Origin of the sequence: Segatella copri (genome assembly GCF_019249795.2) — a bacterium.
GTDB classification, from domain to species: domain Bacteria; phylum Bacteroidota; class Bacteroidia; order Bacteroidales; family Bacteroidaceae; genus Prevotella; species Prevotella copri_B.
In genome coordinates, this window is record NZ_CP156891.1 from 337,076 (window position 1) to 352,567 (window position 15,492).

The window sequence follows — 15,492 nt, forward strand, 5'->3', positions numbered from 1 at the left end:
AAATCCTACTATACAGAAACATCTCTTCATAACTTACGCTCTAATCCTGATGATGATTTTGTAAAAAATCAGTTCTTCCACAATACTCGGTCCAGCACCCAGTTGACAGCCGTAGCCGAAACGCTGGTGCAGTCGCATTTTCCTATTCCCTGCAGATGCTGAATCACACTCTTGATGAGCGGCAGCTGCACATAAGGCGGATTCGGAACCGTAATCAAGTTCTTTCCTTCGCTCGTAATCACTTCTATCGGCTGGTAAGTGAACACCGAGAATGAGAGCGAACCTTTCTCGCCAATCACCTCGATGCAGTCTTCCTTCGCACTCTCATGTCCCACGAAGCACCAGCTTCCGCTGCCCGGAATTCCACTCTCAAAGAAGAAGCACGCCGAGAGCGTATCTTCAGCCTGATAAAGATGCGCTCTGTTGGCAGGATAGCCGTGCGCACGGGTAATCACACCAAACAGATTCTGGAGCAAATCTATCTGATGAGGAGCCAGGTCGTAGAAATAGCCGCCGCCCGCAATATCCGGCTGCAGTCGCCAAGGCATTTCCTTGCCGCTCTGAAAGTCGAGATCGCGCGGAGGAACCGAGAAGCGCACCTGAACATTCACCACGTTACCGATGGTTCCGCTCTCGATAATCTCCTTCACCTTCTGGAAGTAAGGAAGATAACGGCGATAGTAAGCTACGAAGCAGGGAACACCCGTCTGCTCGCTGATGCGGTTGATGCGGATGCAGTCGTTGTAGCTCGCTGCCAGCGGTTTCTCTATATAGCAGGGTTTGCCCGCACGCATCGCCATGATGGCAAAGATGGCGTGAGAAGAAGGTGGCGTGGCGATGTAAACAGCATTCACATCGGGGTCTTCTATCAATTCCGATGCATCCGTGTACCATTTGCGCACATGATGGCGCTCAGCATAGCTGCGTGCCTTGTTCTCGCTTCGGCTCATCACAGCCACCACCTGCGAACCCTCCACTTCGTTGAAAGCCGGTCCGCTTTTCTTTTCGGTTACTTCTCCGCAGCCGATAAATCCCCAATTAATCTGTTTCATTCTCTGTTGGTTTATTCTCTCCCGAAAGATTATTCTCCGGCGAGCGATTTGTTGATTTCGTCAATATAGTCGAGCACCTCGTCGCGTCCCATCTTCTTTTCACTACTGGTAATGAAATAAGGTGGAAGTGCTTCCCAGCGGTCTTCCAGCGCATGCATCCATTTCTCCGCATTCATGCGAGCCTTGACCGGACCCAACTTGTCGGCCTTGGTAAAGACGATGCAGAAAGGAACGCCGCTCTCGCCCAGCCAGTCTACAAACTCGCGGTCTATCTTCTGCTGGTCGTGGCGCACGTCGATGAGCACAAAGACATTAGCCAACTGCTGGCGCTGCAGAATATAACTGCTTATCATTTGTTCCAGCTGCTTCTGTACGGTCTTCGAACGCTTGGCGAAACCATAGCCAGGAAGGTCAACCAGATACCATTCGTTGTTGATAATGAAGTGGTTGATAAGCAGCGTCTTACCCGGTGTGGCTGAAGTCTTAGCCAAACCCTTGTGGTTGCAGAGCATATTGATGAGGCTCGATTTTCCCACATTACTTCTGCCAATGAAAGCATATTCAGCCTTCGTATCTTTCGGACACATGCTCACTCGTGGAGCCGATATTGTAAATTCTGATTTCTTAATTTCCATTCTTTCTATTTTTCTTTTATAAATATTTATTATTAACGGCCGCACATCAACTAATCATAAAGTTCAATGTTCAACGCTCAAAGTTCAAAGTCTAGAGCATTTCAGCCAGTTCCAGCCATCTCATTTCCTTCTCATCAAGTTCATCCTTGATTTCAGGCAGGCGCTTGCTTTTCTCCGTCAGTTCCTCAACCGATAGATTTCCGCTGCAGAGTTCCTCTTCCAGCTTCTTCTGTTCCTCGGTCAGCGCATCTATTTCCTGGGTCAGCTGCTCATATTCGCGCTTCTCCTTGTAGCTCATCTTGCGCTTGTTCTCAAAATTGGCGTCGCGCTTGGCCGTGCCAGCTCCGTCGTTTTCTGCCGTTGCATTTCCGCTCTTTGCCGGTTTCGCCTGTTCCGCCTCGTCCTTCGCCTGCATCCGGCTCCATTCCCTGTACTGCGTATAGTTGCCTGGGAAATCCTGTATTTCGCCTTCGCCCTTGAAAACCAGCAGATGGTCTACTACCTTGTCCATGAAATAGCGGTCGTGGCTCACCGCGATGACGCAACCCGCAAAATCCTGAAGATATTCTTCCAGTACCTGCAGCGTCTGGATGTCAAGGTCGTTGGTCGGCTCGTCCAGCACCAGGAAGTTCGGATTCCTCATCAGCACCGTACAGAGGTAAAGCTTGCGCTTCTCGCCGCCGCTCAGCTTGTAAACGTAGTTGTGCTGCTCCTCGGGCGTAAAGAGGAAGAACTGCAGAAACTGCGAAGCCGTCATGTGCTTGCCGCCGCCCAGATCTATATAATCAGCAATCTCCGTAATCACGTCAATCACCTTCTGGTCTTCACGGAATTTCAGTCCCTCCTGCGAGAAATAGCCGAAGCGAACCGTCTCGCCGATGTCAAACTTGCCGCTGTCGGGCTGAACCTCGCCCAGCAGCATCTTGATGAAGGTCGATTTTCCCGTTCCGTTATTACCCACAATACCCATCTTCTCGAAGCGGGCAAAGTTGTAGTAGAAGTTGTCGAGAATCACCTTCTTCTGTCCCCTGTCGTCGAAAGCCTTGCTCACATACTGGCATTCAAAAATCTTCGAACCTATATAAACGGTAGAAGCCTTCAGCCTTACCTGCCTGTCTTCGATGCGCTGCTTCGCCACCTTCTCCAGCTCGTAGAAAGCATCCTCGCGGTATTTTGCCTTGTGTCCGCGAGCCTGAGGCTGACGGCGCATCCAGTCGAGTTCCCTGCGGTAGAGATTCTTCGAGTGCTGAATTTCGGCTCTCAGATTGTCCATTCTCTCCTGCCTCTTCTCCAGATAATAGGCATAATTGCCGCGGTAGGTGTAGATGGTGCGGTCGTCGAGTTCCAGAATCGTATTGCACACCTTGTCCAGGAAGAATCGGTCGTGCGTAACCATGAAGATGGTCTTGTTGCCGCGGTTCAGATAACCCTCCAGCCACTCTATCATCTCCAGGTCCAGATGGTTGGTCGGCTCGTCCAGCATCAGGAAGTCGGGTTCCGTAATCAGCACATTCGCCAGCGCCACTCGTTTCTGCTGTCCGCCGCTGAGCTGTCCCATCGGCTGTTCCAGGTTGGTAATGTGCAGCTGGGTGAGAATCTGTTTCGCCTTCAGCACCTTCTCCGGATCATCCTCATGATTGAAGCACGCCTGCAGCACACTTTCCTCCGGATCAAACTGCGGCGACTGCTCCAGATAGCCCACCTTCAAGTCGCGTCGGTAGATGATGTCTCCGCTCTCGTGTCCCTCTTTATCCATCAGCACCGACATGAGCGTAGACTTTCCCGTGCCGTTTCTCGCCACGAGTCCCACTTTCTGTCCTTCAGCGATAGAGAAGGAAATATTATCAAAAAGAACCTGTGCACCAAAGCGTTTGGTGAGGTTTTGAACGTCTAAATAGGGTATTTGACTAGCCATTTTTATTTTTTTTGTGCAAAGATAGGCAAAATATTTGGCAGAAACAAATTTTTTAATTATCTTTGCACACGAATTTATCAATCAATACCGTGTTTCCATTCAGAAACGCGACATTTCAGAAAAAAATCATTAATATACAATATATAATATATGTATAGCAAAGAAGAATTACAAGCAAAGAGTGTCGTTCAGTTGAAGGACATTGCCAAGGAACTGGGAGTCAAGGTAAAGAAGAGCGATAACAAGGAAACTATCGTCTATGCCATTCTCGACGCCCAGGCAGAACAGCCAGCTCCTGAAGCAGCCCCTAAGCGCAAGCGCACCCGCATTGCAACCAAGAAAGAAGACCGTGTCTATTCCGTACACGGTAATGAAGGAGAGAATTTCGACGTGCAGAAGAACCAGGTATTGGGTCCTAACGGCGGCGAGACTGCTCCTCAGGCTATGAGCGAAACTGCCCCAGCCCCAGCGGTTGAGGAAGAAATCCAGTTCAGCCCGGCAGAGCAGAGTTTACAATCAGCTGCCCAGAAGCAGACTCTAAACCAATCAGGCGAAGACATCGAGGCTCAGGTACTTGCCAACTTCCCGAAACACCGCGGCAGAAGAAGCAAGGCTGAACTCGAAGCCATTGCAGAAGCCAGAGCAGCTGCCATCAGAAAGCATCAGGCGGTAAAAGCCGAGCTAGAAGCGCAGATGGCGAAAGATGCACAGGAGACGGCTAACCGGCAGGCTGCTACTGAGGCAGAACAGCAGGAAGAGGCAACAGCCGATAACCAGCAGACTGCTCCTGAGCAAGTTGCCGTTCCGGAAGAGCAGTTCTCTGCCGGAAACGCTGAGAGCGCTAACATCAGCGGTGATTTGCAGGCGATGCTCCAGGCTAAGATGAATGCACAGAACGCAGCAGCTCCGGCTCCGGCAGCAGCTCCGGCTCCAGCTGAGGAGGCAAAGGAAAAAGCTACTGAAAAAACTGCAACCGATAAGAAACAGGAGTCAGCTCCTATCCACTATACTGAAGGTATGAAGGTAGAACTCGATGCAGACGGAACCTGGAAGGGTGATCCGGGCGATGGAACCGATTTCATCCTGGTAGTCGACATTCCTATCGAAGACCAGGCTGCCATTCCTACTGTCGATATCTTCGACCGTCCTACCACTCCGCAGACTTCTCACCAGCACACACCTGCTGCTGCCCCTGCAGCCAAGAACAAGCAGGAAGCACCAGCCTACGATTTCAGCAATCTCGTGAAATCCAACGGTGTGCTCGAAGTGATTTCAGAGGGCTACGGATTCCTGCGCAGCAGCGATTACAATTACCTTTCTTCACCGGACGATGTTTATGTAGCATCCAGCTTCGTCAAGAAGTTCGGTCTGAAGACTGGCGATGTCATCGAGTGCAAGGTGCGTCCGCCTCACGAGGGCGAGAAATACTTCCCGCTCACCAGCATCATCAAGATCAATGGCCGTGACCCGTCAGAGGTTCGTGACCGTGTTCCTTTCGAGCACCTCACCCCACTCTTCCCTGATGAGAAGTTCAATCTCTGTGGCGACCGCCGCACCACCAATCTCAGCACCCGCATCGTAGACCTCTTCTCGCCAATCGGTAAGGGTCAGCGTGCGCTCATCGTGGCTCAGCCTAAGACCGGTAAGACCATCCTCATGAAGGATATTGCCAACGCCATCGCAGCCAACCATCCTGAGGCTTACCTCATGATGCTGCTCATCGACGAGCGTCCTGAGGAGGTTACCGACATGGCCCGCACCGTGAATGCAGAGGTTATCGCCTCTACCTTCGACGAGCCAGCAGAGCGCCATGTCAAGATTGCCGGAATCGTGCTCGAGAAGGCTAAGAGAATGGTAGAATGCGGACACGATGTTGTCATCTTCCTCGATTCTATCACCCGTCTCGCCCGTGCCTACAACACCACAGCTCCTGCATCTGGTAAGGTGCTCACCGGTGGTGTGGATGCAAACGCCCTCCAGAAGCCTAAGCGTTTCTTCGGTGCTGCGCGTAACATCGAAGGCGGCGGTTCGCTCACCATCATCGCTACTGCCCTCATCGATACAGGTAGTAAGATGGATGAAGTCATCTTCGAGGAGTTCAAGGGAACCGGTAACATGGAGTTGCAGCTCGACCGCTCACTCAGCAACAAGCGCATCTTCCCTGCTGTCAACCTCATTTCTTCGTCTACCCGTCGCGACGATCTGCTGCAGGACAAGACAACGCTCGACCGCATGTGGATTCTGCGCAAGTATCTGTCCGACATGAATTCTATCGAGGCGATGAGCACCATCCACAAGAATATGCAGCATACTCGCAACAACGACGAGTTCCTGCTCTCTATGAATTCATAACCCCTCATCCGGGTTTACCCATATCTGAATATCCGGCAAAAGGCTCCGTTCATTGGCAGTCTTTACTAGATATAAAAGAAGAGAGATTTGAAAGAGAAGGGCAAGTTCCATTTTCGGGATTTGCCCTTCGTGTTTTTTTACTGTTTAAAATCATTAAAAAAATATCGCATTTCATTTTTTATTCGTATCTTTGCTTATCTTAAACACAGAGGGGGCGCAAAGCCCCAATATAAATAATGTATAACTTAAAATCAAAAGAACCATGAGCAAATATTTTGCAGAATCAGAATTGATTATCAATGAAGACGGAAGCTGCTTCCACCTTCATCTTCGCCCGGAACAAGTGGCTGATAAAGTAATCCTCGTTGGCGACCCAGGTCGCGTAGCCCTCGTAGCCTCCCATTTCGATGAGAAGGAATGCGAAGTTTCAAGTCGGGAATTCCACGCCATCACCGGCACATATAAAGGCAAGCGAATCACTGTGCAGAGCACCGGAATAGGATGCGATAATATCGATATCGTAGTCAACGAGCTCGATGCGCTGAAGAACATCGATTTCAAAACCCGCACCGAGAAACCCGAGCACACCACGCTCACCCTCGTGCGCATCGGAACCTGCGGCGGCCTGCAGCTCAACTGCCCTGCTGGAACCTTCGTAGCCTCGCAGAAGAGCATCGGTTTCGACGGACTCATCAACTTCTATGCCCGTCGCAACGAAATCTGCGACCTCGAAACAGAGGCAGAATTCAAGCGCCAGGTAAAATGGAACGACCAGATTGGCAACCCATACTGTGTAGACAACAATCCGGAATTGCTCAACCAGATAGCCGGCGATGATATGGTTCGTGGAATCACCATAGCCTGTGGCGGTTTCTACGGTCCTCAGGGCCGCGAGCTCCGTGCCCCACTTGTCGACCCGGAACTTAATCAGAAGATTGAAGCATTCGAGTATAACGGTCTGCGCGTCAACAACTTCGAGATGGAGAGTTCAGCCCTCGCCGGTCTTTCCCTTCTCCTCGGTCATAAGGCATTAACCTGCTGCATGGTCATCGCTAACCGCCGTGCCCTCAGCGCCAACACCGGCTACAAGAGCACCATCGACAATCTCATCAAGGTTGTATTAGATAGAATTTAAACAATAAAAAAATGAATCAAGAAGAATGTATCTGCGCCCTGGCAACCCCAGCCGGCGGTGCTATCGGAATTATCCGACTCAGTGGCTCCGACGCCATTACCCTCACCGACAAAATCTTCCAGTCTGCCAACGGCAAATCCCTGGAAGAAGCCAAGCCCTACACTCTGCATTATGGCGAAATCAAGGATAAGGATGGCAACACCATCGATGATGTACTGGTGAGCGTGTTCCGTGCACCCCACAGTTATACAGGCGAGAACTCCACCGAGATTTCCTGTCATGGCAGCCGATACATTCTTCAGCAGGTTCTCCATCGATTTACGGAGGTAGGATGTCGCCAGGCAGAACCGGGCGAATACACCCGTCGTGCCTATCTCAACGGCAAGATGGACCTCTCTCAGGCAGAAGCCGTAGCTGATCTCATCGCCTCTACCAACAAGGCAACCCACAAGATGGCGCTCAGCCAACTGAAGGGCCATTTCAGCAACGAACTCTCCCTCCTTCGCGAAAAATTATTAAAGATGACTTCGCTCCTGGAGTTGGAGCTCGACTTCAGCGACCACGAAGAACTGGAGTTTGCCGACCGCAGCGAACTCCAGGCACTAGCCGAAGAAATCAATCACAAGATTACCACCCTCGCCCACTCCTTCGAAACCGGCAATGCCCTGAAGCAGGGAGTAGCCGTAGCCATCGTAGGCAAGACGAATGTGGGCAAGAGCACCCTGCTCAACCGTCTGCTCCACGAGGAGAAGGCAATCGTGAGCGACATTCACGGAACCACCCGAGATGTAATCGAAGACACCACCCTCATCGACGGAATCACCTTCCGCTTTATTGACACAGCCGGAATCCGCAAGACGGATGATGTGGTAGAAAACATCGGAATAGAGCGCACTTTCCAGAAGATGGAAGAGGCGAAGATAGTAATCTGGCTATTAGATGAGCAGCCGTCAGCCTCAGAAATCGAGGAGATGAAGCTGAAGAACCAAGGCAAGAAGCTGCTGGTAGTATTTAATAAGATGGATAAACTGGAGAATGATAAACTAGCGTTCGATAAATTCACCCATTCCTGTGGCTCAGATTCCAGTGAATCAGAAGCCCCACTCTTCATCAGTGCCCGCACAGGCGAGAATGTTTCATCCCTGGAGCAGGCATTAGTAAAAGCCGCTGATATTCCTGAGATTACCGAGAACGACGTCATCATAACGAGTGCCCGCCACTACGAGGCCCTACTCCGTGCCCATGATTCCCTCTCCCGAGTATTGGAGTCGATGGAAATGGGCATGAGCGGCGACATCGTCGCCGAAGACCTGAAAATGGTGTTGGAAGAACTGGGTGAAATCACTGGCGGACAGATCAGTAGCCAGGAAACGCTAAACAATATCTTCAAGCACTTTTGCATCGGAAAATAAGTATAAATAGGGAACGCAGCGCGTTCCCTATCTGTTAGCCCCACTCCTTCTTCACATCAAAGCAGGGGCAGGCCTTATTGGCAAATTCATTATGACCATGAATCGTGGCTAATGGATATTCCTCCTTCAGCTGCTCGATGAGCGAGCGCATTGCCGCTTTCTGGTCTCGGGTTCTTGTATCCTTCGGCTTACCTTTCTTTGATAAACCGCCGATGTAGCAAATGCCTATACTGATGGAATTATGGCCCTTGCAATGGGCGCCAACCTCCTCTATCGCACGGCCTACATGAATGCTGCCGTCACGATAAACCACGAAATGATAACCTATGCAGCGCATTCCGCGCTCCCGGTGCCAGCGGTCAATATCCGCTACGGTGAAGTTGCGACCTTCCTTGGTCGCACTGCAATGAATGATGATTTCCTTTATCTTACGCATGATAATGATTTTACGGATGATTTGAAAGGTGATAAATACTTAAGCGGAATCGCATCAAAGCCCCAGTCTCTGATAACGAGCGTGATGTGCTCCCTGTTCCTGATTGCCTCATCCACCTTCTCGCAAAACTCCGAGAAGTATTCCTCAGAATGAAGCACAAGTCCCGAAATGTAAGATCTGCCCAGAATGATGCTGCCATACATTAATTTATAAGGACCATTACCCGGAACAAAGAACGGCTTGCGGATAACAGACTTCGGAACTCTGCCGTTTTCCTTCAGAATAACAGGCATGATTCTGCTCTTCTCATCATCCCTCAGAAACTTCGGGTTGGAAACCGGCACAAGTGCCAGTCTGTAAGCATCAGCTTTCAGATAGCCCTGAGGACGCTCCAATGTTCCGCAGAAAAACTTACCGTTAATGACCATTGTGCCATCAACTCCCCATGGAGTGAAACGGCGGCGAAATATACAAATATGCATGATAATTTACAATTAATAATGAATAATTGGTTTAGGGGTGGTCATTAAGGCTGGGTTCAGACCCGAAAACCTTAATGACCTTAATGACCTTGACCTTAATGACCGGAAATGACCGGATTTAAACCGTAGATGCTACTTTCTGATAACGCGAATCGGGCAGAATATTGATGAGTCCCTGGCGCTTCCAGTTCTTCAGCATCTGTCTTACAGCCTCGTGCGTAACGTTAGCGCCCTTGATGGCAACACTCTGCTGCTGAGCCTGTTCGAAATTGAAGGTTACGTCTAAGCGCTCAAAGATAGTATCGTTTCTTCCACGACGTATACGGTCAGCAGGTGCCTGTCCGCAATAATCCTTGGATGAGAAAGCAGCTTCGATACGACTGCGAAAGAAATAGAGTGCATTCTCCAGCTGATAGTTAGCCAGAACATCAAAGGCTGAAAGCATGCTCGGTGTCTGCATTTTCACAATCATTTCCTTCCACAAGAGAGGATTCTCCTTCAATCTTGTTTCTGCCTCTTCCGCTCCAAGTTTCTGTATCAGCGATTCTGCCACCTTGCAGAGCATGATGCACGCCATCATTCTCATCGTGGTAGGACAGATACGAAAACGCTGGCGGGCTTTCACTTTGTCATCATCTTTCATCGTCTCCAGTCTTATCTGCTCCAGCCATTCCCTGCCCTTGGCTTCCAGCTTAGGCAGTTCTACTTCGCCTGCCATCATGGGTAACAGATGTGCTATCTGCAGAATATTGCTTTGCTGGCGAGGTGTAAGCACGAAGAGGTTATCAGTGAGCGGGGTGAAGGTATTATCCGGCGTACGAGCCACGACAATACGGCTTTGGAAACCATCCGTATAATTGTTCACTACTCGATAAAGTGCATCGGGAGTGCCGCACATCACCACATTCCATAACAGTCTGTCTATATGGACATTCACCGCATCTGCACTTCTTGCCTCGCGCTCATAGCTTGTTCCGTCGTAAGCCTGTCTTAACATGACGGAAAAGTCGCTCATCGCCGATTTCCACTTCTGTGCTACGGTGTCAGCTTCCGGTGTAAATGAGAAGGCGTGTTTGCCTTCAGTATTCGCCAGTCTTTCAGCAAGATTCGCCACCGTATTGTTCAGTGTCAAGCATCTTACCGGCAGTTTCGGCTCTTCCGGCTGCTCCTTCTTGTTCTTAGCCGCACGCTTCTTGGCTCTCCATTCATCCTCCTTCAGCTGGTACATTTTGTCCATTGCTTTTACTTCTGAAGTCCATACATTGATTACCGGGTCAATGCTTCCCTTTCCTGATGCAAAATCACCGGCAATGTAAGAGATGAGGTTGAGCGAATTCATCTTGCCGTGAATGGAGATTTTCACGCCAGTAGCCAGCATTCCGATGACAGGACAGATAGCGGTAATCACGGGTAAAGCAAGTGTCGGCCCTACTGCATTAACCGAGTCGCGTACTCCCTGCGGCAATTTAGGCAAGGCTTTGAAATAGAACAGTTCGTCCTGGGCATTTGCCTCGTCCAGTGCATTGATCAGTTCCTCGTTCTCCTTAAGCGTTATGCCTTTCAGAGTAGCTTGCTTCAACTTTTCCTGTCTCAGCGCAGCCAGTACATCTTTCAGTCGCTTAGGCATTTGCGTAAGTTTTTCTCCGAGTGCCGACTTGATGCAAGCCATCTTCTCCTGCTCAGAAAAACCATCATAGCAGGGAATAATCTGAGCCATCAGATTGCCATCAAAGCCGCAGATGTGGCGCAGGTTCACAGCCAGCTCAAAGGTCAGCGTATTGCGGTTGGAGCGCATCGGCTCCTGCCCATCATTATACATCTGCCACCACTTCTTAATGATTTCGCCATAAGGAATCCCGAGGTAATTGTCTTGAGAAGCAGAAGGAGAAGCTGATGAACCAGCTGGGGATGAAGCAGCAGAAGAAGAAATTCTCGAATTCTCTAATTCTTGACTCTTAAAACTCCCTTGAGAATCCTTCTTGAATTCTTCCTTCCAAGGCATAAAGTGCTTGTTTGCCTTGTGCGCCCCTTCCGGTAGTTCCTCCTTCCCATACCGTTCTCTTTCTTCCAGCACTTTCCCTTCAGCTGCTACGGCAGCCTCATCATATTCATCCTTAAAGAGCTGTGGCGAAAGGAAGAGCAGATCTTCGTCATCCGATGTGGTAGTGAAGTAAACCCGGTTAATGTCGTGAGCCGAAGTATCCATTTCGCACTTGAGCATCGTAGCAATCCTCACCTGATTCTCCAGAACCGTCTTGCCCTTTTCGCGCTCAAACACCGCATGTCCGCCTTGTCGTGCGCTACGTTCCAGCATCAGCAATCCGTACTTGTCCGGTTCTTTCAGCAGCAGCTTGGCAGCCTTGGCGAAAGCCTCCGGCTCATCCATATCAAACCCGAAAGCACCGCTGGGCAGTTTCATTCCCTTCACCACGCCTTGCGGATAATGGCCGGAATAATTAAACTGCACCAGTCTCCGTTTCGCAGCATCGTTTCCGGCACGAGCCAGGCGAAGATTCGCCTTCTGCTCATTGCTTCCACGCAGCTGCTTATACTCCTCTTCCGAGGTGATGGAGCGGGCAACCTTGTGCCCGTTCTCCACCTTAATTAAATAACAACTCATCTATCTTATTACTTATCGTTTTAATTGATAATCCACTAAAGCATCAGCCCCTTCTGCTGACTCAACAGTCAGCGTTTGGGCGATGTTGAGTCCCTCATGGAAGAACACCTTCAGCGTGAGCTGAATAGCCCCATCCTTGGTCTTGCTCACACGACCATGCGCCAGTTTCTTAATCAGTTCCGACTGGCTTTTCGGCTTAGAAACTGCTACGAAATCAAATGTTCCGTCTTGCATTTGCTGAGCCACACCATGACGGCGAAACGCTTCTACAACACCCTGATTTACAGAATCAGGACTGAAGAGGAAATACTGCTTATCATCATAGTAAGCCACACCACCGAGCTGCACATGCTGGCAGCCGTTATTATTCACCTGCTGGTTCTGAACATTGTTCTGAGCATTGTTCTGAACCTTGTTTACTTTCTTAACCATAATCTGAATTGAATTTTAGGAGAAGAAACATCCGGATTGTTGCGCGCTTTACCATGGAAAATCCTCCTCTGTTTCAACTCAGTTTTTTACTTTTTACCCTTTTACCTTTTCTATGTCCGTAACCAGAATATCCTGATAAACCTGACCATTATGCTCATGGGTAGTAAAGCGGAGCGTAACAGCCACCAGCTCACCAGCCGCATACTTACATTGCGCCATATTGCCGAGCATTGCCGCAGCATACTGGTTCTCATACTTGCCGCCCATCTCCTGGAGAACGATGTTGCATTTCATCATCTGTCCGTTCTCACTTTTCTGACTCTGTACAGCGAACGCCTCGCCCTGCTGCACCACTCTCATAAACATTCCGTTCATAATCTATAAACCGCAAGGTCTAACCTTCCTTTAAGGTTTTCTTTAATCCGCCCAACCTTGCTAAAGCTGGTGCAAAGATAACAACACTTTCGATGCGGCGGAATAGTTGGTGAAAGAATGCCCCCTCATCTTTTCACCACTTTTTATTTCAGCTCCGCTTCAAGGATGTTTTTCATCACGATAAGCAGGCTGACGGCTCCGTCGCCCCCACAGGCCATTCGCCGTTCATATTCCTTATTAATAAGGTCGAAGAAGAGTTTCAGATAGAACCGCTCCGTAGCTTTCTTCATCTCCTTCCCGTCTCTGATATTCCTCAGCGTAGGATAGTTGATGCTGCTGTCGAGCCTTGCCAGTTTGCTGTGCGTATAGCCCAGCTTGATGACGGCTTCATAGGCAATGCCCAGAGCCGTAAGCTGATGTTTTTTTTCTGCCATGATTCCTGATCGGTTTGCGAGAGAAGCCGTGGATTCCCGATGGCCATCTTCAATCACTTTGTGAGGTTCCCCGCCTCCGCTCAGGTTAAACAAAATGGGCTGAACATATAAAAATGAAAAAGCCCCCGAAACCAGCTTGCAACTGATTTCGAGGGCAAATTTACTTGTTTTCTTCTTAACGCTTGCTTTACTAAAGTAAGGCAAATGCTTTACTAAATAAAAAATTATTGATGAATTTCCATCAATTCCTGGGTCAAATCATGGATAAACAGCTCAATTTCCTTTCCATCGAGTAGTTTTTCCATGAGCGGTTTGAATTTATATTTTACTGTACCGTTAGAAGGATTCAGGGTTTGACTGATGGCAGTATCCTTATCTGTACCGAAAGCATTTCTCAGAATATCATTCAATGCCTCATCACGGTTCTTCAAAGGGTTGCCATCAACATCCGTAAACCATCCAGCTTTATACATGGCATTGAGGACAGTCAGCACAGAGGTTTTCTTTCTTGGGGCAATACGGATTGAGCTTGGTGCGACAGAAGGATTTTCCATGCCAGCATCTCCGTCCATTGAATCAAGCAGAGAATCAATTTCTTCGGAGATAAGGCGCTCACCCTGCAGATAATCGTACACAAGCCCAGCAAATCCGTCCTCATCAACACAGCAAAAACCGCGCCTGAACTCCTCATCCAGTCGCCGTGAGAATTCTTCACTAATATGATAGGCAATCTGCAATTTCAGATTAGAAACTATCCCCAGCCTGCTCATGTCGCGACTTCGCAGCAACCATTCTGCACATGTCTGAATAATCAGAGCAAGTGCAGAATGTCTCTCGTGATCCGAATCTCCGCCATAGATATCCCGCAGAACTTCATCATATTCATACCATGCCTCGTCCTTAGAATAGAATTCTGCTTGGCTGGTACTCTGACCTTTCATCCTATCGATAACGCAGAAAGCAAGATAGTATAGTTCTGTGGGATGCAACTTGATTTCTTTAGCATCGTTCATTACTCTCAGGCATGTACCGCGAATGGAGCGGAACATGCTATCGTCAGCAAGCTTTTCTTCTAGGGCCCTTCTTACGTCCTTTTTGAAGTATTCCAGTATTGGCATAATCTTTCAGTATTTCGTTCATTTTATCCATCCATTGTATCAGCGCAAAGGTCGGACTATTGCCATCAAAACAACTTAACAGTTCAACACCAAAGGAGCTGATAGCCTCTTCTTCGATACCGAATTGCGCCATGATATCAGCACCATAGCGATAGCAGCCAAAATGGGCAAAGTGGACGGTAAGGTCAAAAATGCCTTCATTAAGACAGATTGCAGCAATATGGGTCAGATCATCATGCAGTTCTTGTAAATTAATTTCTGGAGAACCGGGCTTGTGTGACAATTCTAAAAGAGCTGCACAGTCTCCCTTTCTGGCAAGTTGGGTAATCAATGCCATCAGACCATCGGCACTCTTATTCTCTCCTTCTCCACGAAAGTCGAGTTTTATAAAGCGTACACGGTCATTGAACTTTTTGCGGATGTCCCATACCACTGGCCAGAAATCTGTAGTTTTCTTATGTAGAGGCTGAATGACAATCTCCCTGCCATATACAGAAAGTTTCTGATTAAAGCCTTTCTGCAAAACTAAGGCAGCCTTGTCTGTATCTCCCGAAAAAGCTGCATTTTTCTCGATGGCGACAATCTGATAACCCTCTCTGTTGTCGATTATTACACGACAGTATGGATGATTAGGATGTTTGACTCTCTTCTTGTTTTCAATCGTTGTCTTCGTACCATTACTCTCCAGTTCCAGCAATATTACATCTTGGCATGCAGAAACAACAACATCGCAGTTGTATAATTCATGATTATATGCTCCAGCACTACCATGTGATTTCATGATAGATAGCTGATGGCGTTGCTTGGAAGTAAAGAAACTTCCAAAACATTCTCTGGGAGATTGGTATTTCCCCTGATTAAATCTAGCCTCTGCCGCCTCTTCTGCAGCAAAAAAACTAGGTTCATTATCTACTTGCTTATTTTCAAAGCGGTAAAAATTAAAAATAGGCATAAGTTTGTTGTTTTTTATAAAATAATCTTATTGTTTAACTCTCATTTATTTTTACTGATGCCAAGATTTATCTTGCAATAGTATTCAGGAATGTTGCCTATTCTTCAATAACTACAGGATATCAGATGGTACAGACTTGACT

At 48.6% G+C, this 15,492-nt stretch carries 14 protein-coding genes; 3 read left to right on the top strand and 11 right to left on the bottom strand.

The window, feature by feature from the left end; genetic code table 11:
* Positions 1–68: 68 nt before the first annotated feature.
* The 3 genes from KUA48_RS01510 to KUA48_RS01520 all read right to left on the bottom strand — a co-directional run bounded on the left by KUA48_RS01510 (position 69) and on the right by KUA48_RS01520 (position 3,602).
* On the bottom strand, positions 69–1,052 hold the full coding sequence (locus tag KUA48_RS01510; RefSeq protein ID WP_118152430.1) for a Gfo/Idh/MocA family protein: 984 nt from the start codon (positions 1,050–1,052) through the stop codon (positions 69–71).
* A 29-nt stretch (positions 1,053–1,081) separates the two neighbouring features.
* A complete protein-coding gene (yihA, locus tag KUA48_RS01515) occupies positions 1,082–1,687 on the bottom strand; it encodes a ribosome biogenesis GTP-binding protein YihA/YsxC (protein WP_022120663.1) in 606 nt (201 codons plus the stop codon).
* A gap of 91 nt (positions 1,688–1,778) precedes the next feature.
* A complete protein-coding gene (locus tag KUA48_RS01520; protein WP_218433169.1) occupies positions 1,779–3,602 on the bottom strand; it encodes an ABC-F family ATP-binding cassette domain-containing protein in 1,824 nt (607 codons plus the stop codon).
* A gap of 150 nt (positions 3,603–3,752) precedes the next feature.
* Between KUA48_RS01520 and rho the strand changes: the two genes are divergently transcribed.
* The 3 genes from rho to mnmE all read left to right on the top strand — a co-directional run bounded on the left by rho (position 3,753) and on the right by mnmE (position 8,501).
* On the top strand, positions 3,753–5,954 hold the full coding sequence (gene rho, locus KUA48_RS01525; protein ID WP_153094646.1) for a transcription termination factor Rho: 2,202 nt from the start codon (positions 3,753–3,755) through the stop codon (positions 5,952–5,954).
* A 262-nt stretch (positions 5,955–6,216) separates the two neighbouring features.
* Complete coding sequence (locus tag KUA48_RS01530) at positions 6,217–7,089, top strand: nucleoside phosphorylase (RefSeq protein ID WP_218433168.1); 873 nt, start codon at positions 6,217–6,219, stop codon at positions 7,087–7,089.
* An 11-nt stretch (positions 7,090–7,100) separates the two neighbouring features.
* Positions 7,101–8,501, top strand: coding sequence for a tRNA uridine-5-carboxymethylaminomethyl(34) synthesis GTPase MnmE (gene mnmE, locus KUA48_RS01535; protein ID WP_118255312.1), 1,401 nt, complete (start codon positions 7,101–7,103; stop codon positions 8,499–8,501).
* Positions 8,502–8,535: 34 nt separating this feature from the next.
* Here mnmE and KUA48_RS01540 read toward each other — a convergent pair whose 3' ends face one another.
* The 8 genes from KUA48_RS01540 to KUA48_RS01575 form a co-directional block, all read right to left on the bottom strand.
* Positions 8,536–8,937, bottom strand: coding sequence for an N-acetylmuramoyl-L-alanine amidase (locus KUA48_RS01540; protein ID WP_218433167.1), 402 nt, complete (start codon positions 8,935–8,937; stop codon positions 8,536–8,538).
* Positions 8,925–9,419, bottom strand: a complete 495-nt coding sequence (locus tag KUA48_RS01545) for a hypothetical protein (RefSeq protein ID WP_118065032.1) — start codon at positions 9,417–9,419, stop codon at positions 8,925–8,927. The genes KUA48_RS01540 and KUA48_RS01545 overlap by 13 nt, the downstream gene beginning before the upstream one ends.
* Positions 9,420–9,537: 118 nt before the next feature.
* Positions 9,538–12,039, bottom strand: a complete 2,502-nt coding sequence (locus KUA48_RS01550) for a DUF3987 domain-containing protein (protein ID WP_218433166.1) — start codon at positions 12,037–12,039, stop codon at positions 9,538–9,540.
* 12 nt (positions 12,040–12,051) lie between these two features.
* Entirely contained in the window at positions 12,052–12,471 is a 420-nt protein-coding gene (locus tag KUA48_RS01555) for a hypothetical protein (protein WP_218433165.1), read from the bottom strand.
* Between the two features lie 93 nt (positions 12,472–12,564).
* Positions 12,565–12,846, bottom strand: a complete 282-nt coding sequence (locus KUA48_RS01560; RefSeq protein WP_153079902.1) for a DUF3127 domain-containing protein — start codon at positions 12,844–12,846, stop codon at positions 12,565–12,567.
* A 143-nt stretch (positions 12,847–12,989) separates the two neighbouring features.
* Positions 12,990–13,280, bottom strand: coding sequence for a hypothetical protein (locus KUA48_RS01565; RefSeq protein ID WP_118066981.1), 291 nt, complete (start codon positions 13,278–13,280; stop codon positions 12,990–12,992).
* A gap of 224 nt (positions 13,281–13,504) precedes the next feature.
* A complete protein-coding gene (locus KUA48_RS01570; RefSeq protein ID WP_153079900.1) occupies positions 13,505–14,398 on the bottom strand; it encodes a hypothetical protein in 894 nt (297 codons plus the stop codon).
* Positions 14,337–15,350 (bottom strand): hypothetical protein, encoded by a 1,014-nt coding sequence (locus tag KUA48_RS01575; RefSeq protein WP_153079899.1) that lies wholly within the window; start codon positions 15,348–15,350, stop codon positions 14,337–14,339. Before KUA48_RS01575 ends, KUA48_RS01570 begins: the two co-directional genes overlap by 62 nt.
* Positions 15,351–15,492 lie beyond the last annotated feature (142 nt).